At 56.9% G+C, this 24,925-nt stretch carries 24 protein-coding genes and 1 pseudogene; 8 read left to right on the top strand and 17 right to left on the bottom strand.

Features of this window, described 5'->3' with window-relative positions:
* Positions 1 to 64: 64 nt before the first annotated feature.
* From GFM02_RS13465 to GFM02_RS13410, 12 genes are all read right to left on the bottom strand, one after another.
* Entirely contained in the window at positions 65 to 1,048 is a 984-nt protein-coding gene (locus GFM02_RS13465; RefSeq protein ID WP_168272583.1) for a glycosyltransferase family A protein, read from the bottom strand.
* Positions 1,045 to 1,929: a glycosyltransferase family 2 protein gene (locus tag GFM02_RS13460; protein ID WP_168321882.1), complete on the bottom strand. Its 885-nt coding sequence runs from the start codon at positions 1,927 to 1,929 to the stop codon at positions 1,045 to 1,047. Before GFM02_RS13460 ends, GFM02_RS13465 begins: the two co-directional genes overlap by 4 nt.
* Complete coding sequence (locus GFM02_RS13455; RefSeq protein ID WP_168321881.1) at positions 1,926 to 2,900, bottom strand: glycosyltransferase; 975 nt, start codon at positions 2,898 to 2,900, stop codon at positions 1,926 to 1,928. Before GFM02_RS13455 ends, GFM02_RS13460 begins: the two co-directional genes overlap by 4 nt.
* A 91-nt stretch (positions 2,901 to 2,991) precedes the next feature.
* Entirely contained in the window at positions 2,992 to 3,960 is a 969-nt protein-coding gene (locus tag GFM02_RS13450) for a glycosyltransferase (RefSeq protein WP_168321880.1), read from the bottom strand.
* Positions 3,961 to 4,127: 167 nt separating this feature from the next.
* A complete protein-coding gene (locus tag GFM02_RS13445) occupies positions 4,128 to 5,072 on the bottom strand; it encodes a glycosyltransferase (protein WP_017961657.1) in 945 nt (314 codons plus the stop codon).
* Positions 5,073 to 5,155: 83 nt separating this feature from the next.
* Positions 5,156 to 5,977 carry a galactosyl transferase gene (locus GFM02_RS13440; RefSeq protein ID WP_168321879.1) on the bottom strand — a complete coding sequence of 274 codons (822 nt, stop codon included), beginning with the start codon at positions 5,975 to 5,977 and terminating at the stop codon, positions 5,156 to 5,158.
* A 12-nt stretch (positions 5,978 to 5,989) separates the two neighbouring features.
* Complete coding sequence (locus GFM02_RS13435; RefSeq protein ID WP_131665161.1) at positions 5,990 to 7,021, bottom strand: polysaccharide pyruvyl transferase family protein; 1,032 nt, start codon at positions 7,019 to 7,021, stop codon at positions 5,990 to 5,992.
* Positions 7,022 to 7,051: 30 nt separating this feature from the next.
* Complete coding sequence (locus GFM02_RS13430) at positions 7,052 to 8,554, bottom strand: lipopolysaccharide biosynthesis protein (protein ID WP_168321878.1); 1,503 nt, start codon at positions 8,552 to 8,554, stop codon at positions 7,052 to 7,054.
* 151 nt (positions 8,555 to 8,705) lie between these two features.
* Positions 8,706 to 9,608 (bottom strand): exopolysaccharide glucosyl ketal-pyruvate-transferase, encoded by a 903-nt coding sequence (pssM, locus tag GFM02_RS13425; protein ID WP_168272590.1) that lies wholly within the window; start codon positions 9,606 to 9,608, stop codon positions 8,706 to 8,708.
* Positions 9,605 to 10,111 (bottom strand): acyltransferase, encoded by a 507-nt coding sequence (locus tag GFM02_RS13420; RefSeq protein ID WP_003542119.1) that lies wholly within the window; start codon positions 10,109 to 10,111, stop codon positions 9,605 to 9,607. The genes pssM and GFM02_RS13420 overlap by 4 nt, the downstream gene beginning before the upstream one ends.
* Positions 10,111 to 11,262, bottom strand: a complete 1,152-nt coding sequence (locus GFM02_RS13415; protein WP_131665158.1) for a glycosyltransferase — start codon at positions 11,260 to 11,262, stop codon at positions 10,111 to 10,113. Before GFM02_RS13415 ends, GFM02_RS13420 begins: the two co-directional genes overlap by 1 nt.
* A 31-nt stretch (positions 11,263 to 11,293) precedes the next feature.
* Positions 11,294 to 12,367 carry an endo-1,4-beta-xylanase gene (locus tag GFM02_RS13410; protein WP_168272591.1) on the bottom strand — a complete coding sequence of 358 codons (1,074 nt, stop codon included), beginning with the start codon at positions 12,365 to 12,367 and terminating at the stop codon, positions 11,294 to 11,296.
* A 204-nt stretch (positions 12,368 to 12,571) separates the two neighbouring features.
* On the opposite strand from GFM02_RS13410, the gene GFM02_RS13405 reads away from it, so the two are divergent.
* On the top strand, positions 12,572 to 12,946 hold the full coding sequence (locus GFM02_RS13405) for a hypothetical protein (protein WP_168321988.1): 375 nt from the start codon (positions 12,572 to 12,574) through the stop codon (positions 12,944 to 12,946).
* Between the two features lie 30 nt (positions 12,947 to 12,976).
* On the opposite strand, the gene GFM02_RS13400 is transcribed toward GFM02_RS13405, so the two are convergent.
* Complete coding sequence (locus tag GFM02_RS13400) at positions 12,977 to 13,867, bottom strand: DUF6030 family protein (protein WP_168272593.1); 891 nt, start codon at positions 13,865 to 13,867, stop codon at positions 12,977 to 12,979.
* A gap of 124 nt (positions 13,868 to 13,991) precedes the next feature.
* On the opposite strand from GFM02_RS13400, the pseudogene GFM02_RS13395 reads away from it, so the two are divergent.
* The 7 genes and pseudogenes from GFM02_RS13395 to GFM02_RS13365 form a co-directional block, all read left to right on the top strand.
* Positions 13,992 to 14,231, top strand: a pseudogene (locus GFM02_RS13395) (hypothetical protein); the annotation flags it as partial.
* 131 nt (positions 14,232 to 14,362) lie between these two features.
* A complete protein-coding gene (locus GFM02_RS13390) occupies positions 14,363 to 14,788 on the top strand; it encodes a helix-turn-helix domain-containing protein (protein ID WP_168272595.1) in 426 nt (141 codons plus the stop codon).
* Positions 14,789 to 14,797: 9 nt separating this feature from the next.
* Positions 14,798 to 16,645, top strand: coding sequence for a peptide antibiotic resistance protein (locus GFM02_RS13385; protein ID WP_168321876.1), 1,848 nt, complete (start codon positions 14,798 to 14,800; stop codon positions 16,643 to 16,645).
* A 20-nt stretch (positions 16,646 to 16,665) separates the two neighbouring features.
* Positions 16,666 to 16,878, top strand: coding sequence for a hypothetical protein (locus GFM02_RS13380; RefSeq protein WP_168321875.1), 213 nt, complete (start codon positions 16,666 to 16,668; stop codon positions 16,876 to 16,878).
* A gap of 42 nt (positions 16,879 to 16,920) precedes the next feature.
* Positions 16,921 to 18,129, top strand: coding sequence for a YcaO-like family protein (locus GFM02_RS13375; RefSeq protein WP_168321874.1), 1,209 nt, complete (start codon positions 16,921 to 16,923; stop codon positions 18,127 to 18,129).
* Positions 18,126 to 18,833 (top strand): TfuA-like protein, encoded by a 708-nt coding sequence (locus GFM02_RS13370; protein ID WP_131667019.1) that lies wholly within the window; start codon positions 18,126 to 18,128, stop codon positions 18,831 to 18,833. Before GFM02_RS13375 ends, GFM02_RS13370 begins: the two co-directional genes overlap by 4 nt.
* 103 nt (positions 18,834 to 18,936) lie before the next feature.
* On the top strand, positions 18,937 to 19,185 hold the full coding sequence (locus GFM02_RS13365) for a hypothetical protein (RefSeq protein WP_168321873.1): 249 nt from the start codon (positions 18,937 to 18,939) through the stop codon (positions 19,183 to 19,185).
* A gap of 270 nt (positions 19,186 to 19,455) precedes the next feature.
* Here the strand turns inward: GFM02_RS13365 and GFM02_RS13360 are convergent, their stop codons facing one another.
* The 4 genes from GFM02_RS13360 to GFM02_RS13345 form a co-directional block, all read right to left on the bottom strand.
* Positions 19,456 to 19,662 carry a hypothetical protein gene (locus GFM02_RS13360; protein WP_003542083.1) on the bottom strand — a complete coding sequence of 69 codons (207 nt, stop codon included), beginning with the start codon at positions 19,660 to 19,662 and terminating at the stop codon, positions 19,456 to 19,458.
* A 1,316-nt stretch (positions 19,663 to 20,978) separates the two neighbouring features.
* On the bottom strand, positions 20,979 to 22,103 hold the full coding sequence (locus GFM02_RS13355) for a glycosyltransferase (RefSeq protein ID WP_168321872.1): 1,125 nt from the start codon (positions 22,101 to 22,103) through the stop codon (positions 20,979 to 20,981).
* On the bottom strand, positions 22,100 to 23,854 hold the full coding sequence (locus GFM02_RS13350) for an ABC transporter ATP-binding protein (protein WP_168321871.1): 1,755 nt from the start codon (positions 23,852 to 23,854) through the stop codon (positions 22,100 to 22,102). Before GFM02_RS13350 ends, GFM02_RS13355 begins: the two co-directional genes overlap by 4 nt.
* Positions 23,847 to 24,923: a glycosyltransferase family 2 protein gene (locus tag GFM02_RS13345; protein ID WP_168321870.1), complete on the bottom strand. Its 1,077-nt coding sequence runs from the start codon at positions 24,921 to 24,923 to the stop codon at positions 23,847 to 23,849. Before GFM02_RS13345 ends, GFM02_RS13350 begins: the two co-directional genes overlap by 8 nt.
* Between the last annotated feature and the right edge of the window lie 2 nt (positions 24,924 to 24,925).

The following is a 24,925-nucleotide window of genomic DNA, read 5'->3' as shown; positions in this document are numbered from 1 at the left end:
CATGATGTTTTCGTCTGAAACAGCATAACTGCCAAATCTTATCCGAGCGCGTCCCCGCAAATGATCAGTGAGCGGCATTGGGTTTGTACTCCTGATATGCATGTCCGAGAATCCCGTTAACCATGCCCGCGCCGCGCAGAACATGGGTGAGGGCACGCATGCCCCAATAGGGTGAAATCAGGATCGCCGGCAGCATGGCCAGCCCAAGCATGACTCTCGTGGCGCCATAGGCCGCTCGGTAGATCCGGCGCTTCAGGTTGCCGTGCAGCACCTCGCTGACTGCGAAGGTATTGCCGAGCCGGTATTGTCTTTGCAACACCCATTTCCAGGTCATCCGGCTGGCCGGAACGATATCATGGACAAGCGCCTTGTCAGCCCAGAAGACCTGCATGCCCCGGCGGATGGCCTGGTTGAAGAAAAGGTAATCCGTGCCGCCGGTGAAGCGCATCTTCTCTTCAAAACGCAGGTTCCAGGAGCGGATCAGGGGATAGTCGAACATGACGTTGTTCGAGGCCGCATAAGAAATGCGTTGACCGTCCTTGTTCTTCTTGCGCTCGAACACTCTTGCCTTGATGAAATATTCCGGTGGGTTTTCCGGATAGACCGGTTGGACGGGGCCATAGACGCAATCGGCGCGGTTTTTCTCCCGTGTCTCCAGCATCGCATCCAGCCAGCCGTCGACGGGCCATTCGTCATCGTCGAGAAAGCAGAAGAGGTCAGTGCCTGGAGGTGCCGAGTCCAGTGCGCGATTGCGTGCAAAGGGTATGCCTTGGTTTTGTTCAATGACGTAGATCAGGTCGTAGGCACCTGTTTGGCCAAAGCTCTGTACCGTGGTCCTCGCGCTGCCGGCCGCGTCATTATCCACGATGACCATGGTGAGATGATAGGGACGGTCCGGATGCCGGATTTGGCGGGTCATGACGTCAAGCAGCTTTGCGATCCCGTCCAGACGCCGATAAGTCAGCACACCGACCGCAATGTTCAACGGCGAAGCACCTGCCTGATCGGCGCCGACAGATGAATGCGGAAAAGTTTCTTGCTGATTCATGACTGTCCTCTCCGCAGCATATTTCCCAAACGCTTGCGCGCCGCCATCAAGGCCACTTCGGTCGCGGCAGCATCGCCGAACGGACCGCCGGCCACTGTGTTGCGAGCTTCGCTCGGGAGGTTCAGAAGCGATGTCGTTTCGGCAATTCCGCCGGCCACGAGGCTCTTGCCGAGTGCCTGGAGGCCGTCATAGCGGCGTGCCAGTTCCAATCCTGTCGCGATCATGATCCGCGGGCGCAGTGTTTTTGCCCTGCTTGTGCCCGTATAGCGGTTCGAGGCATGAATGCGTTGAAAGGTCAGCGGTGTTTCGACGATGGCGCCGCGGCCGAGAAAGGCAGCAGCAAACTTGATATAATTGTCGCTGAGGACGACGTCTGTCGCGACGGACATTGGCAGTATCTGGGACAGCAGATTGCGGCGGAAGCTCAAGCCCGATGTCGGAACCGGAAGCGAGGGAAAGCCGCCCCTGCGAAGCGTATCCCGCTTGTCGAACAGCGTCACCTGCAGCTCCGCGGGAGGCTGGTCGTCTTCATTGGTCGTCACGCGGTCGAAGCACCAGTCGATCTCGTTGCGATCGTAGATCTCGGCGATACGAGCGAGTTTGCCCGGCAAAAACGCATCATCGGCATCGAGGAGAAAGAGGATATCGCCGCTTGCGGCCGCAAAACCCGCATTGAAGCTCGATGCCTGGCCACCATTTTCCTTCAATACGGTCAGGATCCGCTCGCCATAGGAAGCAAGAATCTCTTGGGAATCATCGGTGGAGCCATCGTCGACCACGATCACTTCGAAGTCGGGATAGACCTGCGACAGAACACTGTCGATGCATGGGCGCAAATACTGGCCGTAATTGAAATTGTTGATAAGCACCGATATTTTCAATGCACGACCTCCTGCGCTAGTCGACCAGAATGATTTACCGCCGGTGCGTATCGGCGAAGTCCGGCGCGGTAGCCACGCATGTAATAGTACTTCCAGATGGCCCAGAACCGCTTCTTTGATCGCGGCAACGGATAAAGGAGGGCTGCCCGAACCGCCCAGTTGGCGCTCTCGATCCAGGTTCTTAAGGGGATTCCCCCGATCCTTATACCTTTTGGAATGTCCTCGGCGAAGAGCGCTGGCATTCCATAGCCAAGACGTTCCCCACGCTTCTGTACCCAAGCCTCTGTCACGCTAGAGGCTGGAATCCAATGATGAACAATGGCCTCGGCGCACCGATAGGTTTTCACGCCGCTTCGGGATAGGCGGCTGACAATTTCCGTATCCTCTCCCATTGCGAAAAGACCTCCTGGAAGCGGCCCGATATCTTCGCGGAATCGAATATTGCTGCCAAGCAATTCGCGACGCACAGTCGTGTTCGGACCCCAAATTTTTGTCGGGTCGCATGGGCCACTGGATTCCTGGTCGGCTATGGCGAAGGTTGATCCCATGGGAATCCAGTCCAACAGCGGATCCCCATGGGGATAATGCTCCCAATTTGGAAGAATTCGGCCGCCGATAACGCCGAAATCCGGGTTCGCCTCCGCGCATGCAGCGATCGAACTCAACCAGTTCGCATCTGCCTGGATGTCGTCGTCCGTAAAAACGATCAGCGCTCCTCGAGCTATCGCCAGAGCTGCGTTCATAGCTCCTGATTTGCCTGGGCGGCTATGATTAACAACAACAATTGGAAGCTTCTTTGCATATTGATCGAGAAGCTCCTGTGTTTCGTCTTTACTGTTGTTGTTGACGGCAATCAGTTCCCATTGCTCGACTGGAAGGTTTTGCCCCAACATCGAATCCAGCATCTGTTGAAGCCGTCTGCTGGCGCCGTTGAAGGACGAAAAGATGACACTAATTCTCGGATCCGTCATCAAACCTACTCGCCTCCTGACGTGCGAAAATCCTGCCCGCTGCCTCCGCAGTTGGAGCACTTCCTGTCGATGCCGCGGTTTAGTACTTTCGTCATTTGGCACCGACCTGAGAGTAGATCGTTTTATTCATCGTAGATCGCTGCTTGAGAAATTGGCGCAGGATCCCCTGTCTCACCGACTGCGCCCAGAGCAATTTGAAGCGAACGCCGCTTGGCGGAAATCTCTTGACGACAACGCTGGCCGGCACCATCAGAAGCCATCTCAAGGCGCTAGCGATGGGCAGACCGCCAATTTTCGTTTTGCTGTCGAAGAGGTCCGGCCGAACGATAACCAAGCCCATGCCATAACGCTCGCCGCGCCGCAAAACCCAGCCTTCGTTCACATAGCCCTTCCTGACAATGTGCCGAACCCCGGGACGTCGCGAGTGAAAAGCCTTGGCTCCATTCTTCTCCAACCTGAGAGCGAAAGCAGTATCCTCGCCCATGGGGAACTGAGCGACAGTGGCATCCGGGCCGAGGCCGTCGTGAACGATATAACCGGGTCCTAAAATGGAACGACGGAAGGCCGAATTCGGCCCAGATATCAATGCCGCTGAAATCGGCCCCTCGGGTAGACCGTCATTTAGCGCATAGAGAATCCCCAGATGCCCGTATTTGATGAGCCACGATGCCGGCCTTTCCTCCCATTCGGGCGTTATTAGGCCGCCGAATATGGCAAACTGTGGCTGCTGATCCGCCAAGGTGAGAAACTGCTCGATCCAATCCGGTGCGGGAATGACGTCGTCATCGGTTAAAATGACGAGTTCGCCCTCCAGATGGCGGAAGCCCAAGGTCAATGCGTACTGCTTACCTTGTTTTAGCTCAAAATAAACTTCCAGTGGAAGCCGCGCCTTAAAGGAATTCAAGACTGATGCAGTGTTGTCGCTGCTGTTGTTGTCGACTGCGACGATTTTCCATTCTTCCTTCGGTAGGGTCGAAGCGCATAGTGCGTCAAGCATCGTTGGCAGGGTTTTCTCGCCGTTATAAGTTGAGAACAGTATTGTGACCTTGACTTTGCTCATTTGATGCTCCGGACCTCATTTTGGTCTGATCGCTCCCCAGTGCGGATTGGGTCACGCCTTACCGATGACTTGGCCTGCCATAGAACGCTGTCGCTGCGTGGCCGCATACTGCCATAAATTGCTGATGGGCACCGTAGATTTTAAATTACTGCCTCCTCGGCAATGAATTACTGTGTCATCGTCTGAGAAACGTATCGGCGAATTCCGGCGCGATAGCCACGCATGTAATAATATTTCCAGATCGCCCAGAAACGTTTCTTCGATCGCGGCAAGAGATAAAGCATTGCTGCCCGGAAGGCCCATTGTGCGCTTTCGATCCAGGTCGGAAGCGGAACTCCGCTTAACCTCACCCCTCCAGGCACCTCGTCGGGAAAGAGCGCCGGCATGCCGTAGCCAAGCCGCTCGCCTCTTTTCTGTACCCAATCCTCCGTCACGCTCGATGCAGGAATCCAATGATGGACCACGGCCTCGGCGCATCGATAGGACTTGGCGCCATTGGCGGCCAGGCGAATGATGATTTCCGCATCTTCACCCATGGCAAAAATCTTTCCGGGAAGAGGACCGATATCTTCGCGGTAGCGCACGCTTGTTCCGAGCAGCTCTCGCCGGACGATCGTATTCGGGCCCCAGACTTTCGTCGGGTCACACGGTCCGCTTTGGGTGTCATCGACTATCGCAAAGGTGGATCCCATCGGAATCCATTCGATAAACCTGTCCTTTGGTTCTTTCTCCCATTCAGGGACGATTCTGCCGCCGAAGACGCCATAACTCGGATGGGCTGCGGCGCAGTCGACGATCGCTTTCAGCCAGTTCGGTTCGGCACGAACATCGTCGTCCGTAAAGACGACGAGATCCCCCTTCACCCGATCCAAGGCCATATTCAGCGCGCCGGACTTTCCCGGCTTGCGCTGCTGCAGGATGGTGATGGGAAGCTTGTCGCTATAGGTTTCCAAAAGATCAAACGTGCCGTCATTGCTATTGTTGTCGACGGCTATCAGTTCCCACCGATCATGGGGAAGCTCCTGGCGCACCAAGGAATCCAAAGTATGGCGCAGCCGGCGGCTGGCGCCATTGTAGGATGAAAAGAGCACGCTGACCAATAGATCCGACATCAGTTAACAACCCTCTTGGTGAAGTCGAAAGAGAAGAGCTTCATATTTTGACCGCCTGTGCGATGTTCGAATGGGATCGGCGCTTACGCGGGGTTCGACCGCGTCTTACCGAAAAACTCGCGCCTGTGACCCTCGCCGACTATCCTCAGCCTACGAAGATTGCGCAACCACCGCCGCGGTTTGGTGAGTACGCCGCGGTTCAGGAAATACTGTCGCAGCAGGCTCGGTGCCTGACTATGCGACCCCCTGTGGGCGACCCGATAGACCGCCCCGCGAAAGGGAAGCTTCGTGAGCGGCGCCCCCCGTTGCGCAAGAATATCCGCTATTCGGACATGGCTGCCCAGCATCGACTTGATCCAGTCGAGCGAAGCATCCTCAAAGCGGGTCGGCAGTTCGTAGAGATCGGCACGGATGATCAATGAGGTACCGCAGAGATGGCTGAAGTCGTCATGGCCAAACAGGAAGTTGCCGCCATCGTCCCAGATATAACCACGGTCGATCGTCCATCCGTTGGCGTCCCGATTTTCGGACACGTGTTGAACGATTCGCGAACTAACGAAATCGTCGTCATCGACAATCATGAAGAAGCGACTGTCGGCGGCGTTCAACATGCCGCTCAGAACGCGACGGCCTTTGTCTGCCCGGAAGGCATCAAGGAAGTCTTCCTTGCTGCCCTTTCCAAGCTCATGCAGGTCGTTCGGCGGAAAGGTGACACGCAGGGCGGAGAATTTTTCCGGCAGGTCAGGCAGATCGGCACCTTCGTTTGCCACGATGATGCCGCGCCAGTCCCCATTGGTCTGGTTGGAAATGGAAGCCACGGTCTGGGTCAGATTTGCCTTCAGCCTGCTCCAGTCGCGGGCATTGTCCTGATGTCGGACCGGGATAATGAAGGTGACAAGTGGCATTGAATGACCCCCTTAAGCCCGCAAGCTCACAGCTTCTTTTTGATCGACACGCCCCTTGGCCGCCTGAACACGCGCCCACTCGATTCCGTCCTCGAGCGAGGTTGCCTTATATGAAAGGTCGGTTCCGCCGGAGAATGCATTCATGAAGCGGCGAATCTTTCCATAGCTGTTGTCCAGTACGGCATGCGGGCGGCCGAGCAGCAGCGAGCAGATATGGACGTGCAGGCGATCGGTCACGATTGCGCGGGCACGCGAAATCTGACTGATGCCGCGCTCGAAGCGGTTGTGTGCCGCAGCGTCAAGCCTGCGCAAGGCAACTTCGCTCGGCTTCAATGCGAGATAAGCCGAAGCTACCCCCAACTTCTTGGCGATATCCACCTTCCGTTTCGACTCGGTAATCCAGTCTTCCACAGGAATATCGGCAGGAATCTTCCGATCGGTACCGCCAACCCGTTCCGCATCCTCGCGCAACATGGCTAGGACAGGAATCTGTGTCGCCCTTTCCGGAAGCGGGCCGATGGCAAAAGCCATATCGGGGCATAGTCGTACGGTGCAGTCGAAGTGCTTCTCGGAAAACTCCTTCGATTCTTCATCGCGCACGAGCAGCACGAAATTCTTGTGGTGCCCGATTGCCCGTTTGGATTGCTCGATGCGCTCAGGCGAACTGTAGTGGATCGACTGCGGGAACTGGATGATCTGCCGATCCGGGAAACGCTCCATGATGGCTTCACGGAAATCCTGGTGGGCAACCCAGATATCGCCGAAATTGCCGCCGCCGTGAATGAAGATCGGGCCGGTCGGTACCCGCCGTTTCAGTTCGTCGGCGGAGAAGTCGTACAGCCTCGAAACATAGTCCGGGCGCTTGCCGAAGCGATCCTTGAGATAGGCCATCTCCCCCAACCAAATTGCCGAGTCGCCGCAATTGCGGATGTCGGGAAAGTCGAGAATCGCAAGCGGTTCGTCGCGCGAGACGTAGTCCTTCAGGCAATCATGGATCATGCCATTGAGTTTTGCGATCAGCTCCGATCTGGATTGGCTGGTCATTCTGCCTCTCTTGTTGATGTTCGTTTTACTTCAGGCCGACTTGGGTACGGCAATACGTTTTGCTTTTGACAGGAACTTGACAATAATGCGGTGAACTTCGGTTTCTGGGCCGTCCGGCTTCTTCATCGCAAGCCAAAGAACAAAGCTCGATCCGACATAGATGATGCCGCCGGTGATAACCAGAACGGCGAGATGAAGGGCCAAGTGCAGCTTGTCGGTTGGCATGCTGAGAATATTCGACAATCCCCAGATCCCGGCGGCCATCAAGGCGACGCTGGCAAGCGCGCGGAAGTTTGCTGCGAGCTGCCGGAAGAATGGCAGGTTGATCAAGCGCTTGACGAGAAGCATGTTGACCACGGTGGAAATCAGGCCGGTCAACACGCGTGCATAAACGACGCCCGGAAGACCGTACATCATCAAGCCGGCGATGATGATCGGAATGCGAACCACCAGCATCTGCGTATCGCGGATGAACAGCATCTTGGTATGGCCCTTTGCCATGCCCAGAGGCTGGACGAGCGAGCCGAGGGTCTGCAGGGCAAAGACCGATGCAAGCGCCTGCACGATGAAGATCGCAGGAACCCACTTCTCTCCCAAGGCAAGCCTCATCATCGGATCAGCCACGACAGCCATGCCAATACCGGCCGGAAGCGCCACCGCCGCCAGCAGCGCCTGCGCCCGCTGATAAGCTGCGACAAGCCGGACCGGATCGTTGCGGACCTTTGAAAAGCCTGGATAAATGGTCTGGTTCAACGGTGCCGTGGCCTCGCGCGTCGGCAGCGTCGAAAGAGTGTTGCCGACGGTATAATGGCCAAGCTGCGTGGCGCCCAGCATCTTGCCGATCAGCAGATATTCGATCCGCCAGTTCAGCGTGTTGACAATCTGCCCTGCCGTCAGCCAGAGCGAGAAGGAAAACAGTTCGCGTGCATGCCGGAAGGTTATGCGCGGCCAGAACGGCAGAACGGTGTAGGAAACGATGATATTGGTCACTTGATAGGCGAGGGTGCCGATAACGAGAGCCCAATAGCTCTGGTAGATCGCGGCAATTGCCACCGTCACCACGAAGCCGACAAGCTTTTGCGAGACGTTGAGTACGAACTCCTGCCAGAATATCAGATCGCGCTGGAGCATGACGCGGCGTGGGTTGGCGAGGCCACTCAGAAGCAGGCTGAAACTCAAGGCAAGCATCACGCTCGTCAGCCGCGGCTCGTTATAAAACTCGGCGATCGGATAGGACGCGGCGGCAAACAGCAGCGCCAATACCGCGCTTCTTGTCACGCTCAACGTCCACACCGCGCTGAAGTGAGTTTCGCTCGGAGACTCGTGGCGGATAAGTGCCTGATTGAGCGAGAGTTCGGTCACCGAACTCAAGATGACCTGGATCGTCGTTGCAATGGCGACGAGACCAAAATCAGCCGGCACGAGATACCAGGCGAGCACAAAGGTGCTGAGTGCCGAAAGCCCGTTGACGATGGCACGGGACAGACTCAGCCACATGCTACCCCGAATCAATCGGTCGGTAACGCTGCTCATGGGCGAACGGCTCCTGAGATCTGGGATATTGACGATTTAAGGGGGCCGCAGGCCCATCCAGAGTGCCTCTTGCCCTTGCGGGAGCAAAGAGCGTTGATAGCGTCGGAAAGCATCATGCCTTCTTGCCTCGTCGGAAACCCGGTTTGCGACATCACAGGGCGCTTACCGCCTTCTTGGAAAAATCTTGCTTCAGCCGATCCAGCTCGACCTGCATTTTCGCGTGCGCTCTTACGATAGCCTCGTCGGAGCTGAGCTGTCCCGGCTTTTCAGCCACCCGCTGCAAAGTTTTGATCGTCGAGCCGAAGACATAGTTGCCGGTCAGCTGCCGGATGCGGCGGTGGCGGAACGTTATGTTCTTCAAAAGATAGGTGTTATTCCGTACCAGTGACGCGCCTGCTTCGACGACGTTTGACGGGCCGATCGGGTCGAAGTCGATATCGAGATCAAGCGCACTTGCCCAATCGTACCACTTGGCTCGGTTCCCCGGCGCGATCGGCCGGATCGCCCGCCAGGGAACGCGTAGCGCATCTGATATAATGCAGCCATGCATCGCCTCGGAGACCACTTTATGCGATGCGCTGATTTCGGTCAGAACCTTTTCCACCGGCCAGCGCGGATCGATATAGTGAATGCCTGCGAGTTCGCAAACCTTATCCCAACTGCCGTACATGGCGCTTTCGTAGTGCGGCATGAAGGAGACCGGGTAACGCTTTTCGATGCTTTTCGCATCCCAGCAGCTGCGCGTGAGGATGCCCGAATCGCCGATGGCGTAGCTCGGATCGATGCCGAGGACCTCGGCCGTCTTCTTTCCGCGCACGAAATAGAAGGTCCAGTTGCCGTCGACTTTCGGCGGGTTGGTGTAGCCGCCGTAACCCGAGCCGAAGACGATCTTCTGCATGTTCGGGTCGAAATTGTCGTAGAGGATCGAGCCGATGCCGAGAAAGAGCTGGCTTTCGTCCTCATCGAAGAAGCCGGGCAGCAGACGCTCCCAGAGCCAATGGTTCAGTTCGTCGCCAAAATTCTCGTGTTTCCCCCGGTAGGCAAACATCTTCATCGTGCTTCTCCAGTCGGCAGGTGCGTCACGATCTGCGAGACCGTCTCGTCTTCGCGTGCCATGCGTCCGTAACGCGAAATGATCTTGATGTCGCTGCGGATAATCTTTGCCGGATTGCCCGCCACGAGCGAGCGCGGCGGCACGTTCTTGGTCACCACCGAGCCCGAGCCGATGACACATTCGTCGCCGATCTCGACGCCGGGCAGAATGATGCTGCGGGCGCCGATGAAGCAGCGCTTGCCGATCCTCGTGTGGAGGTAGAGCCCGCGTGTGAGATCGTGGGTGAGAATCGCAGCCTCAAAGGCGACGTAAGTTTCCGCGCCGATATGCAATCCCTTCGGATTGGTCTTGTCGAAACGAACGCTCAAGGAAAAGCTTGCCGTCGGATCGATGTCCATTCCCCAGAATTTCGTATAGTAGAGCCATTTGGCCGTCACAATGCTGTTCCGCAGCGGCCGAAATACATTCAGTCCCCACTTCGGCTTTTTTCCTGTCTGCACCATCAAGTCCGACCCCGGCTGGAAAATTCGTCTAGCACGGAACTGTAATAGTCCTCGAGCATCCCCGTTTGGCGACGTAAGTCGAAACGCTCGGCCACCAGAAGCGGTGCCCGCGCGCTAAAGGCTGTCCACAGAGCCTGGTCGTTGAGCAGCCTTCCGACTGCCTCGGCCATTCCCGCGACATCCCGCTCCTCCACGAGATAACCAGTTTTCCCCTCTTCGATCGCTTCGCCCACGCCTCCCGAGCGAAATGCGACGACCGGAGTGCCGACGGCTTCCGCCTCGAGATTGGCAAGGCCGAAAGCTTCGGCGTGACCATTGTCGAGGGTCACGCTTCCATGGAGATAAAGCTCCGCACTGGCGAGCAGGTCTCTTATCTCAGTCTGCGACAGATTTTCATGGATCGTGACGCTTGGCAAGGAACGACGCGCCAGTGCTTCGATTTCCTCCTTCAAGGGACCCTGGCCGACCATGACAAATTCGACAGGGGTGCCGGCAGCAGCCACACGCGAAAGCGCATCGATCATGAAACGATGGCCCTTATAGTCGACGAAGCGGGCAATTGAAACCACGAGCCCTTTTTTTCGCGGACGGGGCTCTATTTTGAAGAGATCGAGATCGATGCCGATGTGATGGCGATAGACACGTTCGGCGCGAAAGCCGAGCGCCAGCAGCCGGTCGCGGATGAAATCGGAAACGGCGATGTTCCAGCTGTTCCAGCCGGCCATCTCGCTCCGGCCTTTGGCAAAGAAGCGCACCTGATTGAAGCCACCCGGCTTTTTCGGGTCACCGCGATAGGTGGCGTCGAAGCCGTGGAACGTCGTGACCAGCGGCTTGCCGGCGGCACGTGCCAATGGACCTATGACATACCCGTTCTTGCCAAAATGGGCGTGAACGAGATCGGCTTTGCCGATCGCGGGAAAGAGGAAGGGAAGGCCGATCTGCGGGATTTTCAGAAGCAGTTCACCGGCCCGTGCAACGGGCGACCGACGGATGTCATGAACCGGAACAGTGGATTTTTTCGTATGGGCCGAAGAAATTCGCGAGCCAGCAAGAATTTCAGCTTCGAAAGAACGAAACGCTACCGCCTGGTTGAGAACAAATGCCTGGCTGGCAGGCAAAAATTTTTCCACATAAATAACGGCTTTTTTCATGAATCTGTTTGCGTCTCCGTTGTCTTGTGCATCACATCGCCTCTATTGCCCGCCGGATCCCTTCAACCGCACTTCTTGGCGCATTGCTTTCGTCGTACAGATTAACGCGCTTCGTGCAAGCCGCAGCGGGATCGGTCGCTTTCTCATCGGGCGCGCCGTATTTTTCCGACATGCCCCATACCGTCACGCCTTTCAAGTCGCCGTGTTCGGCCGCGACAGTGATCACCTCGCTGAAAATATCGGCGTAGGATGCCGGCGTGAAGGCTTTGTCGCGGTTCAGGAAGTGACAGGACGCATCCAGTTCGGTGATGAAAACACCGACACCCATGTCCTTCAGCGCCGCGCAGAAGCGCCCCATTCCTTCCGGATCGATCCGGTCGAGGCCGGGGCGGAAATGCGCCTGCAGACCCACTGCATTGATCGGCGTTTTTTTGGCGACGAGATCCTCGACGATTTTCAGGATGCGCGCACGCTTCTGTTCGAACACGTCGGATTTTTTCTCCAGATGCGTTTCGTTGAGCACCAGCGTCGCGCCCGGATTGGCCTGGTGCGCCATGTCGAAACTCATACGAATATAATCGTCGCCAAGAAGGCGTCGGAAAACACAATCCCGCAGATCCGGTGCATCATACTCCAACGGTTCGTTCACCACATCCCAAGCATCGATCGAGTTCTTATAGCGAGTGACAACCTGTTTTATATGACGGTTCATGGTCGCCTGAATGGTCTTTGCGTCGGTGATGTCCGACACCCAGCCCGGGACGCGATACCAGATCAGCGTGTGGCCATAAACCCTCATGTTGTTTTTTCGTGCAAATGCAACCATGCGGTCGGCGCTGCCGAAGCTGAAAACACCCGGTCTCTTTTCCGTCGAATTCCACTTCAGCTCGTTTCGCAGCGTTATCGAATTGACGTTGTCGATGTAGATCTCGGCAGCGATTGGATCGTTGATGTTTTGCAGGTCGATTGCCGATCCGAATCGGAACGACTTGCTGTCGGCAAGGACGCGCAGCCCTGCAGCGGCAGGCACCTGTGCCAGGGCTTGGCCCGTACGGACATACAACAGAGCGAGCGGAACCGAGGCGAGGAAACGTCTTCTATTCATCCTATCTCTCACTGTTAGCTTTTTTCATGTCCGCGGTGGAATTTGAAAGGCCGGACTCGTCGGCACCGAACCATCACGAGATTCGCGTTCAATTCAGCAGAGTAATACAACCTCAAATATACTTTCCCGGCAGGGGGTATTGTCAGTGTCTGCTAGACTTTTCAGCATACTCCAAGATATAAACCGCTCGGGAGAGCGCTCGTGATGGAAGATTGGTCCAGCTATGTGATGAGCTATTTTCACATGGCATTTCAAAATGCCGTTTTTTTTATGGCGACCGTTCGAAACGGTCTGTCTGTTCTCGATGACTGGCAGTTCGCGGTCCTTGTTCTCGGCATCATCGGCATCATTTCCCTCCCGTCAGCAGCGCTGGTCAGAATGTCGTGGCGGTTGCACCGATCGGAAATCGTCATTCGCTCGCTGAACGAAGACCTTGCGCAAGTCACGCAGGACCTCAATGTCGAGCGTGTCTGGCGTCTGGCGGGTGGGGACGGCACCGAACGGCCGAGTGCGGACAGTTTGAAAGAGCTCTACAAGATAATGGCCACACACCACGACGATGCGAGTCACATGGCGTGATCAGTCCGTGCATGGCATGAAGCCGAAGACCTAATGCCGATGTTCCTGACTTTCAGCCGGCGTTTCGGTATGGGGAGGTTTGGAGACTGATTCCGGTTGCGCGCTGTCGATCTCGACTGCGGGGTCCGGCAACGGCAGCCATCTTCTGCCGGAAAAATAATTTCTGGTACTTTTCTGAGGTCCTGAAGTCGCATCCAGCGAGAGCGTGAAGTTGTAATTCCCGGGATTGAGTACCTCGCGGGTGAAGCCGATACTGGCTCCGAAGCCGTCTTCCTTGATGTCCTTCAGATTCTTGATCGCGTTCAGGGTCTGGTGAAAATCGAGCCATTGCGGTTGCTGCAGCATGATTTCGAAAATTCGCAGAATGCCAGGATCGAGCTGGCCATTTTCATCGGTCTCGGGATTGATGATTTTCACGCGCATATTGTTGATCGTGCCGGCGGCGTCGCCGCGAACGATGACGAAGACGGAGCTCGGGAGCTGATCCTTCTTCCGCTTGCCGCTCTGCTCGAAAAAGCATTCAAATGTATCGGCGTTGAAACTCGCCGCCGCCCAATCGCTGGTTTCGATGCCGGCATTGCGCAGCGCCGCACACATTGCGGCGCCGGATATCCGCCATGTCCGCAGGAAAGTCGACGCGGTCTGCACCACCGGCGGTTCGATGACATGCAATGGAAGCATGAAGGTGGCCGGTGGTGTCGGGCGGGGAAGGGCTTTTGGGGGAGGCGGTCTGACCTCCTGGGGAAAGAGATCGAAGCCAAAATAATGGCCAACCGTCTTTAAGTGTTTCATGTTGTTGGAAAGCAGCACCGTTCCCATGACCAGCGAGAGGGAAATCGTCAGCAGCAACCAGAAGACCACGGGAACCCGCGGTTTCCCCACCGGCTGTTTTGCATATGCGGACGACGAATTATCGGGCAAGCTTGTCTTCTCCGGCGCGCGAGAAGGGGTTTCGATCGGGCTGTCTAAATCCAGCAGTATACATTTATCCGTTAAATATCTTTGGCTTCTTGGCGGCAATTGGGCACCTTTGTGCCTCGTCATTGGGCATATCAAGTTCTGGTCGAAAAACACGCTGAGCACGCTGCTGGATGCCGGCTTCGACAATGTTCGTTTTGAGTATGTCGGAAGAATTCCGGTTTTCGCCAAGTCGATGATCGCTGTTGCGCAAAAACCTCTCAGAGAGGGTGTCGGAGCGGCAACGATTTCGGATAGCATTCGTCCGCTACGAAGTGCGCGATCGAGCGCGCGGGTGCACCCGCGCCAAATGGCGCCGCTGCGATAATCCACAGGTTGTTTTTTACTGTGTGAGCTGCTGAAAAAAAACCTTACGAAATATTTACTTTTAGTTGCATTCTTGCTTAAACTCTCCATTATACAGCCGGGCGTGCTGATCAAAGCGGGAGACTTATTCACATGAAGGCTAAATCGCCGAATTCGATTGACGTCTATGTTGGCAACCGCGTGCGCGTTCGGCGAAAGACGCTCGGGATGACCCAGAACGGCTTGGCCGAACTTCTGGGCATTACCTTCCAGCAGATCCAGAAATACGAAAAGGGAACGAATAGAATAGGCGCCAGCCGTCTTCAGCGCATATCCGAGATTCTTCGCGTGCCCGTCGGCTTTTTCTTCGAGGACGGCGGCGCCGGGCCGATCGACGGCGCAACGAATGAATTGAACAGCTTTTTGTCCTCGAAGGAGGGGCTGGCGCTCAACAAGGCATTCATCGCCATCGAGGATCCGAATATCAGGCAAAAGCTGGTGGCGTTGGCCAAAAGCCTGGCAGTCGCGGGATTGCCTGACAGCGACAGTGAGCTGCAGGATTCGGTTGTGAACAGCTGAGGACGGATCGTGCTCCACCTGCAGACATTCGGCGATCTGCGGTTGATCGAGACGAATGGCGACCCGGTTCGCTATCCGATCAAGGGCCTGTTGATGATGGCCCATCTCTATGCCGGCGCGAGCCATGAACTCAGCCGTTATGAATTGGCGCAGTTTCTATGGAATGACGTCGAACCCGAGCTGGCGCGGCTCAATCTGCGCAAACTGCTTTCCCGCATCCGCGAGACAGACGGCGGACGCGCCGAAATGCCCTTCGATTTCACCGCCAACACGGTTCGCCTCAACACGCAGGGGGTTTCCAGCGATCTGGATATTTTTCGCGCCGGCGGTTCGCCGCTGGAGCGGCTGAACGCGATCGCCGAACTGACCCAGCGTGGGTTCATCGGAAATATCAAGCCAGCGACAAAGCTGATAGAGGCGTGGATCAGGGCGCAACGGGACGCTCAGGCGCTGCAATTGCGGCAGGCATTGCTGGATGCGTTGCCGGATGCGCAAAAGCCCGGCGCTGCGCGCTCTATTTCCGGCGCCGCCCTGCAGATCCTCGAACGGGATCCGAATGACGAGCAGGTCAGAGCCTTGCTGCACCGGCTATCCGGCGGCTCGTCCCTCAGCGAGAGATTGCCGAACGGCGACGGCCGTGCCAGGGTGCAGGTGAAGCGTTCCGAGACCGGCGGTGAGACAACTGCCGACATCGAACGCGTATCGCAGGCGCCGCTGATCCTACCTCGGTTGGTGCTGCTTCCTCCGACATCGAAACATGCCGATGCCGGGCTTGCGCTTGCCAACGCCCTGATCGAAGACGTCACGATCGAACTCTGCGCGCTCAGAAACATTTCCATCGTAGCGCCCCATACGGCCGGCCAGATCCGCCGTGACTCCGAGAAGGCTGCCGTGGTCGCCCGTCACTCGATCGCCTATCTTCTGGATACACGGCTTTCCGAAGAGGGATTGTTCGCCCAGCTGGTTTATTTTCCCACGGACGAGATCATCTGGGCTAATCGCTTTACGATGACGCCCGATATATTGCCGCGTCAGAGACGGCTGATTGCGCAGCAGTTGACCATGTCTGTCGCCAGCGAGCTGGCTGAAAACGAGGAAGAGCGCTTACGCTTCGAAGCGAATCCTGAGGCCTATCACGCCTATCTGGTCGGCTCGAGCCTGATGAGCAAATTGACATTGCCGCATATCCGCCGGGCCCGAAAAGCTTTCAAGCAGTCGTTGTCGCATAAGGCGGATTTCTCTCCGTCATTTACCGGGCTGGCGAGGACCTTCACCAGCGAGTGGCTCGTGACGGCGCAGGGAAACAATGAGCTGCTGCATCTGGCGGAGCAGAACGCGCTTCGAGCCATCGAGCGGGATCCGGCATCAGCGGCGGGCCATCGCGAGCTTGGCGTCACCAAACTCTATCTCGGCGATGTCGATGCCAGTGTCGCCGCACTTGATCTGGCCGAACAACTCAGCCCGCATTTTGCCGACGTCATCTACAGCCATGCCGACACGCTCGTGCATGCATCCCGCCCCGGCGATGCGCTCGCTAAGATCAAAAAAGCGATTTTGCTCAATCCGATCGCGCCCGACGCCTACCTCTGGTGCGCTGCGGGAGCGAGCTTCTTCCTGGAACAGTACGAGGAGGCCATCGCCTATGTCGAGGCGATGAAAGACAAAGCGCCGGCCCATCGCATCGCCGCGGCCAGTTGCGCAATGATCGGCGATCGAAAACGGGCGCTATTCCATCGGCAACGCGCCGAAAGCATCAACCCGGTCTTCGACGTCGAGAAGTGGCTCGCCATCGTTCCCTTCAAGGAACAGTGGCAAAAAGAGCTTTATCGAGAGGGCCTGCTGAAGGCCGGTTTTTAACAATAGCTGAGGGGCATTACATGGCGAAAGCTGTCATTATAGGTATACCTGGTGAGGTGGGTCTCTGGCTTGCCGATCTCGACGCGGGTACGGTCAAGCCTCTCAATCCGACGGGGGAATTGGCGACTGCAAACGGCCTGCGCAAGGCCGGCGGCACATTCGTGAAGGGCGTCGACCTCGCCGTCGCGGTTTCCTCGGCGCAGGTTGCCCTTTCCGGTCACGTCGACGGCTGAGCCGGCATTCTGACGCATCGGTCCATATATTCCGACAGGGTCATGTCGCCGCGGGAAACCCTTTCCCGCGTCGAACCTCTTTTGGCCGGATTCGGCATCACCAGGGTTGCGCGACATACCGGACTGGACGACATCGGAATCCCGGTCTGGTGCGCATACGCCCCGAATTCCCGCTCGATCGTGATTGCCCAGGGAAAGGGCCTGACCGATCTCGATGCCAAAGTTTCCACCGTCATGGAAGCCCTCGAACGGGCGGTCGCCGGCGAACCCACCGTCGATCTCGTCCGCGGCACCTCTTCCCGTCTGCAGGCAATGGGGCACAAGACCGACGCGCTGAACTGCCTGACCGCTCTTCATAAACCCGATCTCGGACCGGACGAGGAGACGGAATGGGTTTGCGGCGTCAATATCCTCAACGGCGAGGAGGTCTATATCCCCTTTGAAGCGGTGGTGCTCGACCGCACACGTGACGGGCGATACTGGATGTCGTCGGATGGCCTAGCCTCGGGAAACAATGTCGAGGAGGCGATCTTTCACGGCGTCCTGGAGCGGATCGAGCGTGACGCCCATGTGTTGTGGCAGGTGGGCGCGGAAGCGGATCGTTATGCCGGCTGCACCGATCCCCGCGGTTTTGAGGACGGCGCCCTGGACGGGTTGATCGACAAGATCGAAACCTCGGGATTGGCGCTCAAGCTCTTCGATATCACCAGCGACATCGGGGTCCCCTGTTTCACCGCCATGCTGGGTCCTGGGAATCCCCTTCTGGGCCCCCGGGATATTCACGGCGCCGGGGATATTGGGCTTGAGGACATTCGCCTCGTCGAGGTGACCGGCGGTACCGGGGCTCATCCGTCTCCTGTCCGCGCGGCCATTCGGGCGGTGACGGAAGCCGTGCAATCCCGTCTGACCTATATCAGCGGAGCCAGGGACGATATTTCGCCTGTAACTTTCTCACGACGCCTGCCGCCGCTGCTGCGACAGGCCTTCGATGCGGTTGCCGGCCCGCCCGCCGCCGCCATCGGCCGTGACGGGGTGGTAGGACATCGGCAACAGGATCTGGCGCAGTTGCTGCAGCATGTGCTCGACGCGCTCAGAAACAGGCGGATCGTTTCGGTGATCGCCGTGCGCCTCAGCGAGAACACGCTTCCGTTCAGTGTTGTCAAGATTGTCATTCCCGAGCTCGAAAATCCGGAGGGGGAGCGCGCCCGGCGGTTTGGAACGAGGGCGCTTGCCAGGGCAATAGGGTTTTGAAGCTCATTTTCGCAGGTCCCAGTCTTCCCGATGCGGCGTCGCTTGCCGGCGAGGGGATACGCGTCTTGCCGCCTGCCACGCAAGGCGATGTCCTGGCCGCGGTGGAGCAGGGTGCCAATGTCATCGGCCTGATCGACGGCGGCTTCGAATATGCCGCACCGGTCTGGCACAAGGAAATTCTCCATGCTCTGTCGCTGGGTGTCGCGGTTCTCGGGGCGGCAAGCATGGGCGCGTTGCGCGCTGCCGAATGTCATCCGTTCGGCATGATCGGAATCGGCCGCATTTTCGAAGACTATCGCACCGGCCGGCTGGTCGACGATGCCGCCGTCGCGCTCACGCACGCGCCGAGCGCGCTGGGCAGCAAGCCGCTGACGGTACCGCTCGTCAATGTCAGCGCAACGCTCGATGCGATGGAGGATCGCGGGCTGCTGGAAAGTCGGTTGCGCCAACAGCTCGACGATGCCGCAAGCGCGATATTCTTCAAGAAGCGAACGTGGCGGGCGGTCGTCGAGCAGTGTGCAGGGCTGGCCGAGCCGGATCGTCAGCGACTGCTGGCGACACTTCTGTCGAACGCCGTCGATCAAAAACGCATCGATGCCTTGGGATTATTGAAAGTGGTGCAGGACGTCCGCGACATTCGCTCGACTGCCGATCTGCCCTGGAAACTGCACAACACCTCATTCCCCACGCGCCCTGCATTGTGAACTGAAATCGGCAATAGTCACCGAGGGTTGTGTCACGCTTTTTTCACGGGCTGGATCACCTCCACACGCGTATCATTTCTTCAATTCATTGGAGAAATGGGGCATGGGCGTGACATCGGTTGTCAAGATAGATGCAGACCAAGGGGCGGAAGACGGTCTGGAAGAGCTCGTCGCGTTGGCGCGGATGATCGCCTATGCGCGACAGGTCGCTCAGGATGTCAAACTCCCGTTCGCGACGAATTGCCTCGACCTTGCGCTCGAGGCAGTGAAGCAGGAGGTGGGGGAGGGCTTGACCAAGGAATTGGCCGAATTGAGCTCCCCGGTTCCGCAAGTGAGTGTGAGAAGTCATTAGTACGACGCGTCCGATAGGGCGCGCCGAGAACGCTCCATCACTTCAAACCCGCGCATAACCCCGAAAGTGAGCTTCGATCTTCGGGGTTATTGCGTGTGGTTGGGCGCAACCGCGCAGTCGTCAATCGAACGGGGCCGCTTGTTTCAAGCACGGATGGTTTCAAGCGAGGGGTAAGCAGCTTCGCTGACGTTGCCTCCGGGCAGGGAGGCGGCGCGATTTCGCACTCAATATCTTCTGCACGACCAGCCGATCAACGACCGACCCTTCATCTCAATGGGTCAGGTTGCGCTTCTGGGCCAGCAACAGAATGTAATCGTCGGCGATGTCTGCGATGGCCATTGCGACTTCCGCCGGATCGCATCCCTCGACCTTCGTATTTGCAATGAACTGATAGACCGCCTTCTCGATCTGCTTCCGGCAGATCATCACGCGCTCATCGTAACCAAATTCCGGAATCTGCGATGCTATATCACTCATCAGGTCGGCTCCCTCACTACTTACAGTGACCATGACACAAATTATAAGTTGAGCAAGCAAATGCTTTATGAAGGGTTAATTCGTTTGCGAGGTGCGACCATTTCGACACAGGTCAGCCATCTTACAGGCCGCCCGCGTGTTGAAACAGGACAGGTCAACTGCGCCGCGAGCAATCGCTTGTGTCGTATCGGGAGGCTCGTCAAAGAGGACAGGAATGTCTTTGGTCGTTGAGTTTTGTGCCGGTATTTCAATTGGCGAGTCCAGGCTCATATGCCGACTGTTGAAAAGACAGACCGAATGCTGTTGGCCGACCTGTTCGGTGCAGGTCGCAGGTAGATAAGAAATACCCTTTATTTATCAATATATTACACTTCAGTCCAGCAGTCGTGTTTTGCATCGGCAACTTTTCTCCTCGCGACCGTCCCAGGATTGTTGGGCCATCGGCGGTGACCAATCTCACCAATGATGCAGGCATTTGCCGGGTCGTTGAGAGCCTGGCGGGAGAAGTCGCTTTCGGTAGATCTTCTGTTCCCAAGTCGAAGGTAATGCTGATGCTCTTGAAAATGTATGCACAATAAATTGAAATCGATAATTGAGTGCATCAGGATAAAATTTAATCAAAAGGTAAAATTATTAATTTCAGACAATGGTTGCATTTAAAAATCAATTATAAGACGATTAACTTTATACATGATGGTAATCATCTGATTTGTTATTCTTAACTGCGGCAGTGATACCTATGAAATTCTATCGGATAGTAATCTCGAATTGATGACGATCTTTCTGTCTCCGCAATTTCATTGCGAGTCCGAAAGAATCCCTGAGATGAATTGAGGCGATGGTCGAAATATTGACAGAAGAGAACCAGAATTTTGCTCTTCACTTGCCGATGATGGGGGATTTTCTGATCAAGCCGAACTCAACAGCATAGTATCGCCATCCGCGGTGAAATCTATTTATGCCGATGCAGCGATAACGGCTGTCGCATTTGTTGCAATCAGCCAAAAAAGCAAAGTCGAGGACCCGCCGGGGTGGGTGACGGGTCCTCTGCTAAGAATGCTTGCACGTGCATAAGGATGATTACAGTAAAACTCTGTATTGTCACAGATCATTATTGGGGTAATTGCTTTTTTTGTATCTTTTTCTCTTATTTGCTATTACTATTCTGATTAATTATCAAATTCGTAATAGAAGGTAGCGAGGTAGTCGCCACGCCGATTGAAGTGATGGGTTGTTAAACCTTTAGATTTTTGAGCAGCCGGGCGAAAAACTGCCGCCGGCGCTGGCGCCACCAACAGATGTGTAGCCGGCAGGCATCAAGCCTCCTGCGACGAGGCCGCCGCAGAGCATTCGCCGGACCGATCGATCTCCGACAAGTGCCTTAACAATGCCTTCGTCCTGAAGCGTGTCCAACCGCCAACCAATGGGACAAGTGGGTCTATCTCTTCGAATTTCCTGAAATTCTTTCCCTTTTGTTCCTTGACTGGCCAGGCTTTGGACAATGTCCTGCGTGCGGCTCTGTCGGCTTTTGAAAGGATCAATTTGAACAGGATGCCGGAAGCAAGCATTGGGCTATGATGATAAATGTGCTTGAGTGAGGTCGCGGCGCGGCGCCAATCTTTCAATGCGGCAAATTTTGAAAATGCATAAAGATTCGCCGACGCGCGGGCGCAATTGACGACAAAAGTTGGAAGCTGTGGATTGCGGGCGATACATTGCTCCGTCACAGCCAGAAGCGATAGCGCCATTTGCGACCTGTCGGAAGACATGGCTGCTGAATGAACACGATATCCCACTAGACCCAACGGCACCGTCTCGATCTTGAAATGCTCAGCTGTACGAAGTTCGAAGTCGAAATCCTCGCATCCTCCGATACCCTGCCTGGCATAACTTGGATCGTAGCCACCGATCTTCTCAATGACTGCGCGGCGAACCATGAAGCCGCTGCCATTGCCGACGAAGCGGAATACGAGATGACGGGTGAAAATGGTGTCCCTGGCGTTCAGTGACGAACCGGATCTCATGCAATATCCCTCGGGATCGATGAGACGGTGAAGAGCATAGACCGCGCCCCAGGTGTTCGGCAGGGGATGGAGAGCCGAAAGCATTCTTTCGATATAGGTCGGATGCCACAGGTCGTCGGCATCGAGGAAGGCGATATAGTCGGATTTCGATGCTTCAATCCCAGTGTTGCGGGCCGCGGCGACGCCACGGTTTTCAGTCGAGACAATCCGGATCCTTGGATCACTCGCGGCAAAATGGCGACAGATCGAGGCTGTGTCGTCCGTCGAGCCGTCGTCGACGATGACGATCTCCAGCGCCTTGTGGGTCTGGTCGATGACGGACTGGAGCGTCTGGGTAAGGTAGTCTCTGGCGTTATAGGCGGGGATCACGACGGCCACCCAAATCCCGGACATCGTTGACATATCCATCTCCGTCACCCGAGCTTCGACGTGGGAGCGGGGGGGCGGAGATCGATCCGATTCTTCATCAGCCTGGCCACAGCGGGCCGATGGCTAACGACGATGAGCGTTCTGCCGGCGTTTTCTTTCATCGCCGAAAACACCCGCATCTCGGTATCTTCGTCGAGCGCGCTCGTCGCTTCGTCCAACAGCAGGATCTGAGGCCGGCCGGCGAGCGCGCGCGCCAGGCCTATGCGTTGCCTTTGTCCGCCCGAAAGCCGGATCGCCTCGTCGCCCAGCCATTCATCGAAGCCATACGGCAGATCGTTGATGAACTCCGTTGCGCAGGCGACATCGGCCGCCCAGCGGATATCCTGCTCCGAGATATCGCGACGAAACCGGATGTTGTCGAGGACAGTGCCCTCCATCAGTTCAACGTCCTGACCCGACACGGAGAGCAGCTCCAGCCAGCTGGAACGGTCAATGGTTGCGAGGTCCCTGCCATCAACGGTGATCATGCCTTGGGTCGGCGGATTGAGATCGAGTATCATGTTGAGGATTGTGGTTTTGCCGGAGCCGCTCGGCCCCGTCAGAGCCGTCGTTTCGCCTGCCCTGATCGAGAAGCTGAGATCGTCAACAGCCGGGGCGTTCGACCGCTCATAGGCGAACGAGACGTTGTGGAAGACAATCGCCTCCGCCAGGCGGGTGACCGGCTCTCCTTGCGAGGTCAGTTTGATGTCATCCTTCTCCGCAAGCAGCGCCAGGACGTTTTGCAGGGACGCTTCCATCTCGTAAAGACTCAGAATCTGGGAATCGAATCCTTTGATATGCGGCTGCAGCCTGTAGAGAAGGATCGTGGCCGAGAGCGCCGCCTTGAAATCCACCGGCAGGAATTCCGAGGATAGAATGATCGTCAGGATGACACCGAACGTCAGGATTTCGCTCACAAGCGAGGTCGTCGCGCCCATCCAGTCCGACCGGCGCCAAGTCTGGCCGACCTCCCTGGAAAGCGCCGCGAAGAGCTGCTGGTGGCGCTTCTCGAGGCCGAAGCTTTTGACGGCCTTGGCAGTTTGCAGCGTTGTCCAGCTCAGTTGCGTCAATGCCTCCACCGCCGCCACCGCCGAGGCTCCCACGCGCCGGTAGGCGCCGGCAAAGAAGCCTAATGCGAAATTATGGAGGACGCCGAAGATGAGCCCGAGCAAAGCGATCGGCCAGGCCATCACCACCATGCCGACGCCGAAGATCACGATCGTGCCGAAATTGACCCCCAACCGCACCAGGCTGGCATGCGCCGAGGAGACCGCATAGGATTCCGTGGCGATGACGTTGATCAGGTCGCTACGCTCATAGTCCTGAAATCGCTGGAAAGGAATGGCCAGGACCTTAGCGTAGAGGCGGTCCCGCATCCTGTCGCTAATCCGATGATTGATCGCGCTCGAGATGAGCGAGTTGGCGCATCCCAGAAAAATCCGCAGGAGGATGGAGCCGATGAGAATGCCGATCAGGACAGGCTTGGAAAGGCTGAGGTCGATGTTGCCGAAAAACGCCGGGAGCCATGCAATGGCGGAGCCGGAAACCGGGCCTTGCTGCCCGAGAAGAAAGACCAGGCTGACCAGAAGGGTTATCCCGATCATTTCCGAAAGGCCGGTGAGAATTCCGAGGACGATCATCACCGTCATCTTGAACCGCAGCGCCGGCACGAGTTGCCGAAGCTCGCGGAACCGAGCTGCCACGATCAGGTTGTAGGCGGTGGCCGGCTTGGCGGATGCAGGTTTTCGAAACCTATTCATTGTCGGCCACCCGCTGAGCGATGGGGCTGGGCGCTTCCCTGGCCGGCATGCCGGCGTATCGATCGCGGAAAGCTGTTCCGGCTTGCGGGATGACCGCGGCGAAGCGGGTTTTGGGTCGGGCCGGAGGCTTGCCCAGGGCGCGCCTCGCTATCCGTATGCCGTGGCGTTTTACCTGCCGCCATCCCTGCTGCATGCCATGGATGATAAGGCGTGAGGGGTATTTGCTCACCATCATCGGCGCCAGCTTTTTGAGCTGCGCATAATCGTCGTCGAGAAACGCCTTTTTGAAATACCAGGAGGCGGTGTTGAATTCGGCCGTCCGGATATCACGCTCAAAATGTGGATAGCGGGCGATGATCGGCGCCATCACCAAGGCGTGGGACTTCAGCATCCGATAGGCATTGCTGGACATGTTGCCCTTGGTGAAACGATAGCCGGTCAGAAAATCGGGTACCAGCACGAAGGGCAGCGTTTCGGCGAGCGCCAGATAAAGTTTCAGATCCTCACACCCCTCGGCGCCGTTGTCGCGCAGGCCGGCGTCATAACCGCCGCAGCGAAGAATCTCCGCCCGCGGCATTAAGGGCGTGCTGCCATTGCCGATGAAATTTTCCCGCAACAGCGGTTCGAAGATGTTTCCTTGATGCAGGACCGGGCGCGAATGGCCGAAAATGATGCCGTTTTCGTCGATCGCCGCATACCAATTGTAGGCAACTCCGTTTCCGTGGGGAAATTTCAGCACTGCCTCAAGCTGGAGCTCGATCTTGCTGGGATGCCACACGTCATCGGCATCGACAGGGGCTATATAGAAGCCGCGCGCCTCTTTGATGCCGTGGTTGCGCGCCCGCGCAACCCCACCATTGTCCTGGCGGAGAACACGGACACGGCGATCGGTCAGGCTGTAGTCGCGCGCAAGATCGAAGGTGCCGTCCCGCGATCCGTCGTCGACCACCAGGATTTCGAGCTTGTCGTAAGACTGGGCAGAGACGCTTCGCAATGTTTCGACAAGCGTCTTCTCGGCATTGTAAGCCGGTATGACGATGGTGACCAAGGGGGATGCTGCGGCAGTCATGG

Origin of the sequence: Rhizobium leguminosarum bv. viciae (genome assembly GCF_012276115.1) — a bacterium.
Classification (GTDB): domain Bacteria; phylum Pseudomonadota; class Alphaproteobacteria; order Rhizobiales; family Rhizobiaceae; genus Rhizobium; species Rhizobium leguminosarum_T.
Note: the sequence above shows the minus strand (reverse complement) of the source record. Positions and strands in the feature narration are given on the sequence as shown.

Coding starts and splice junctions, on each gene's coding strand:
- GFM02_RS13465 (WP_168272583.1), bottom strand. CDS start 1,048: ATGAATCAGCAAGAAACTTTTCCGCATTCATCTGTCGGCGCCGATCAG.
- GFM02_RS13455 (WP_168321881.1), bottom strand. CDS start 2,900: ATGACGGATCCGAGAATTAGTGTCATCTTTTCGTCCTTCAACGGCGCC.
- GFM02_RS13450 (WP_168321880.1), bottom strand. CDS start 3,960: ATGAGCAAAGTCAAGGTCACAATACTGTTCTCAACTTATAACGGCGAG.
- GFM02_RS13445 (WP_017961657.1), bottom strand. CDS start 5,072: ATGTCGGATCTATTGGTCAGCGTGCTCTTTTCATCCTACAATGGCGCC.
- GFM02_RS13440 (WP_168321879.1), bottom strand. CDS start 5,977: ATGCCACTTGTCACCTTCATTATCCCGGTCCGACATCAGGACAATGCC.
- GFM02_RS13435 (WP_131665161.1), bottom strand. CDS start 7,021: ATGACCAGCCAATCCAGATCGGAGCTGATCGCAAAACTCAATGGCATG.
- GFM02_RS13430 (WP_168321878.1), bottom strand. CDS start 8,554: ATGAGCAGCGTTACCGACCGATTGATTCGGGGTAGCATGTGGCTGAGT.
- pssM (WP_168272590.1), bottom strand. CDS start 9,608: ATGAAGATGTTTGCCTACCGGGGGAAACACGAGAATTTTGGCGACGAA.
- GFM02_RS13420 (WP_003542119.1), bottom strand. CDS start 10,111: ATGGTGCAGACAGGAAAAAAGCCGAAGTGGGGACTGAATGTATTTCGG.
- GFM02_RS13415 (WP_131665158.1), bottom strand. CDS start 11,262: ATGAAAAAAGCCGTTATTTATGTGGAAAAATTTTTGCCTGCCAGCCAG.
- GFM02_RS13410 (WP_168272591.1), bottom strand. CDS start 12,367: ATGAATAGAAGACGTTTCCTCGCCTCGGTTCCGCTCGCTCTGTTGTAT.
- GFM02_RS13405 (WP_168321988.1), top strand. CDS start 12,572: ATGGAAGATTGGTCCAGCTATGTGATGAGCTATTTTCACATGGCATTT.
- GFM02_RS13390 (WP_168272595.1), top strand. CDS start 14,363: ATGAAGGCTAAATCGCCGAATTCGATTGACGTCTATGTTGGCAACCGC.
- GFM02_RS13380 (WP_168321875.1), top strand. CDS start 16,666: ATGGCGAAAGCTGTCATTATAGGTATACCTGGTGAGGTGGGTCTCTGG.
- GFM02_RS13375 (WP_168321874.1), top strand. CDS start 16,921: ATGTCGCCGCGGGAAACCCTTTCCCGCGTCGAACCTCTTTTGGCCGGA.
- GFM02_RS13365 (WP_168321873.1), top strand. CDS start 18,937: ATGGGCGTGACATCGGTTGTCAAGATAGATGCAGACCAAGGGGCGGAA.
- GFM02_RS13360 (WP_003542083.1), bottom strand. CDS start 19,662: ATGAGTGATATAGCATCGCAGATTCCGGAATTTGGTTACGATGAGCGC.
- GFM02_RS13350 (WP_168321871.1), bottom strand. CDS start 23,854: ATGAATAGGTTTCGAAAACCTGCATCCGCCAAGCCGGCCACCGCCTAC.
- GFM02_RS13345 (WP_168321870.1), bottom strand. CDS start 24,923: ATGACTGCCGCAGCATCCCCCTTGGTCACCATCGTCATACCGGCTTAC.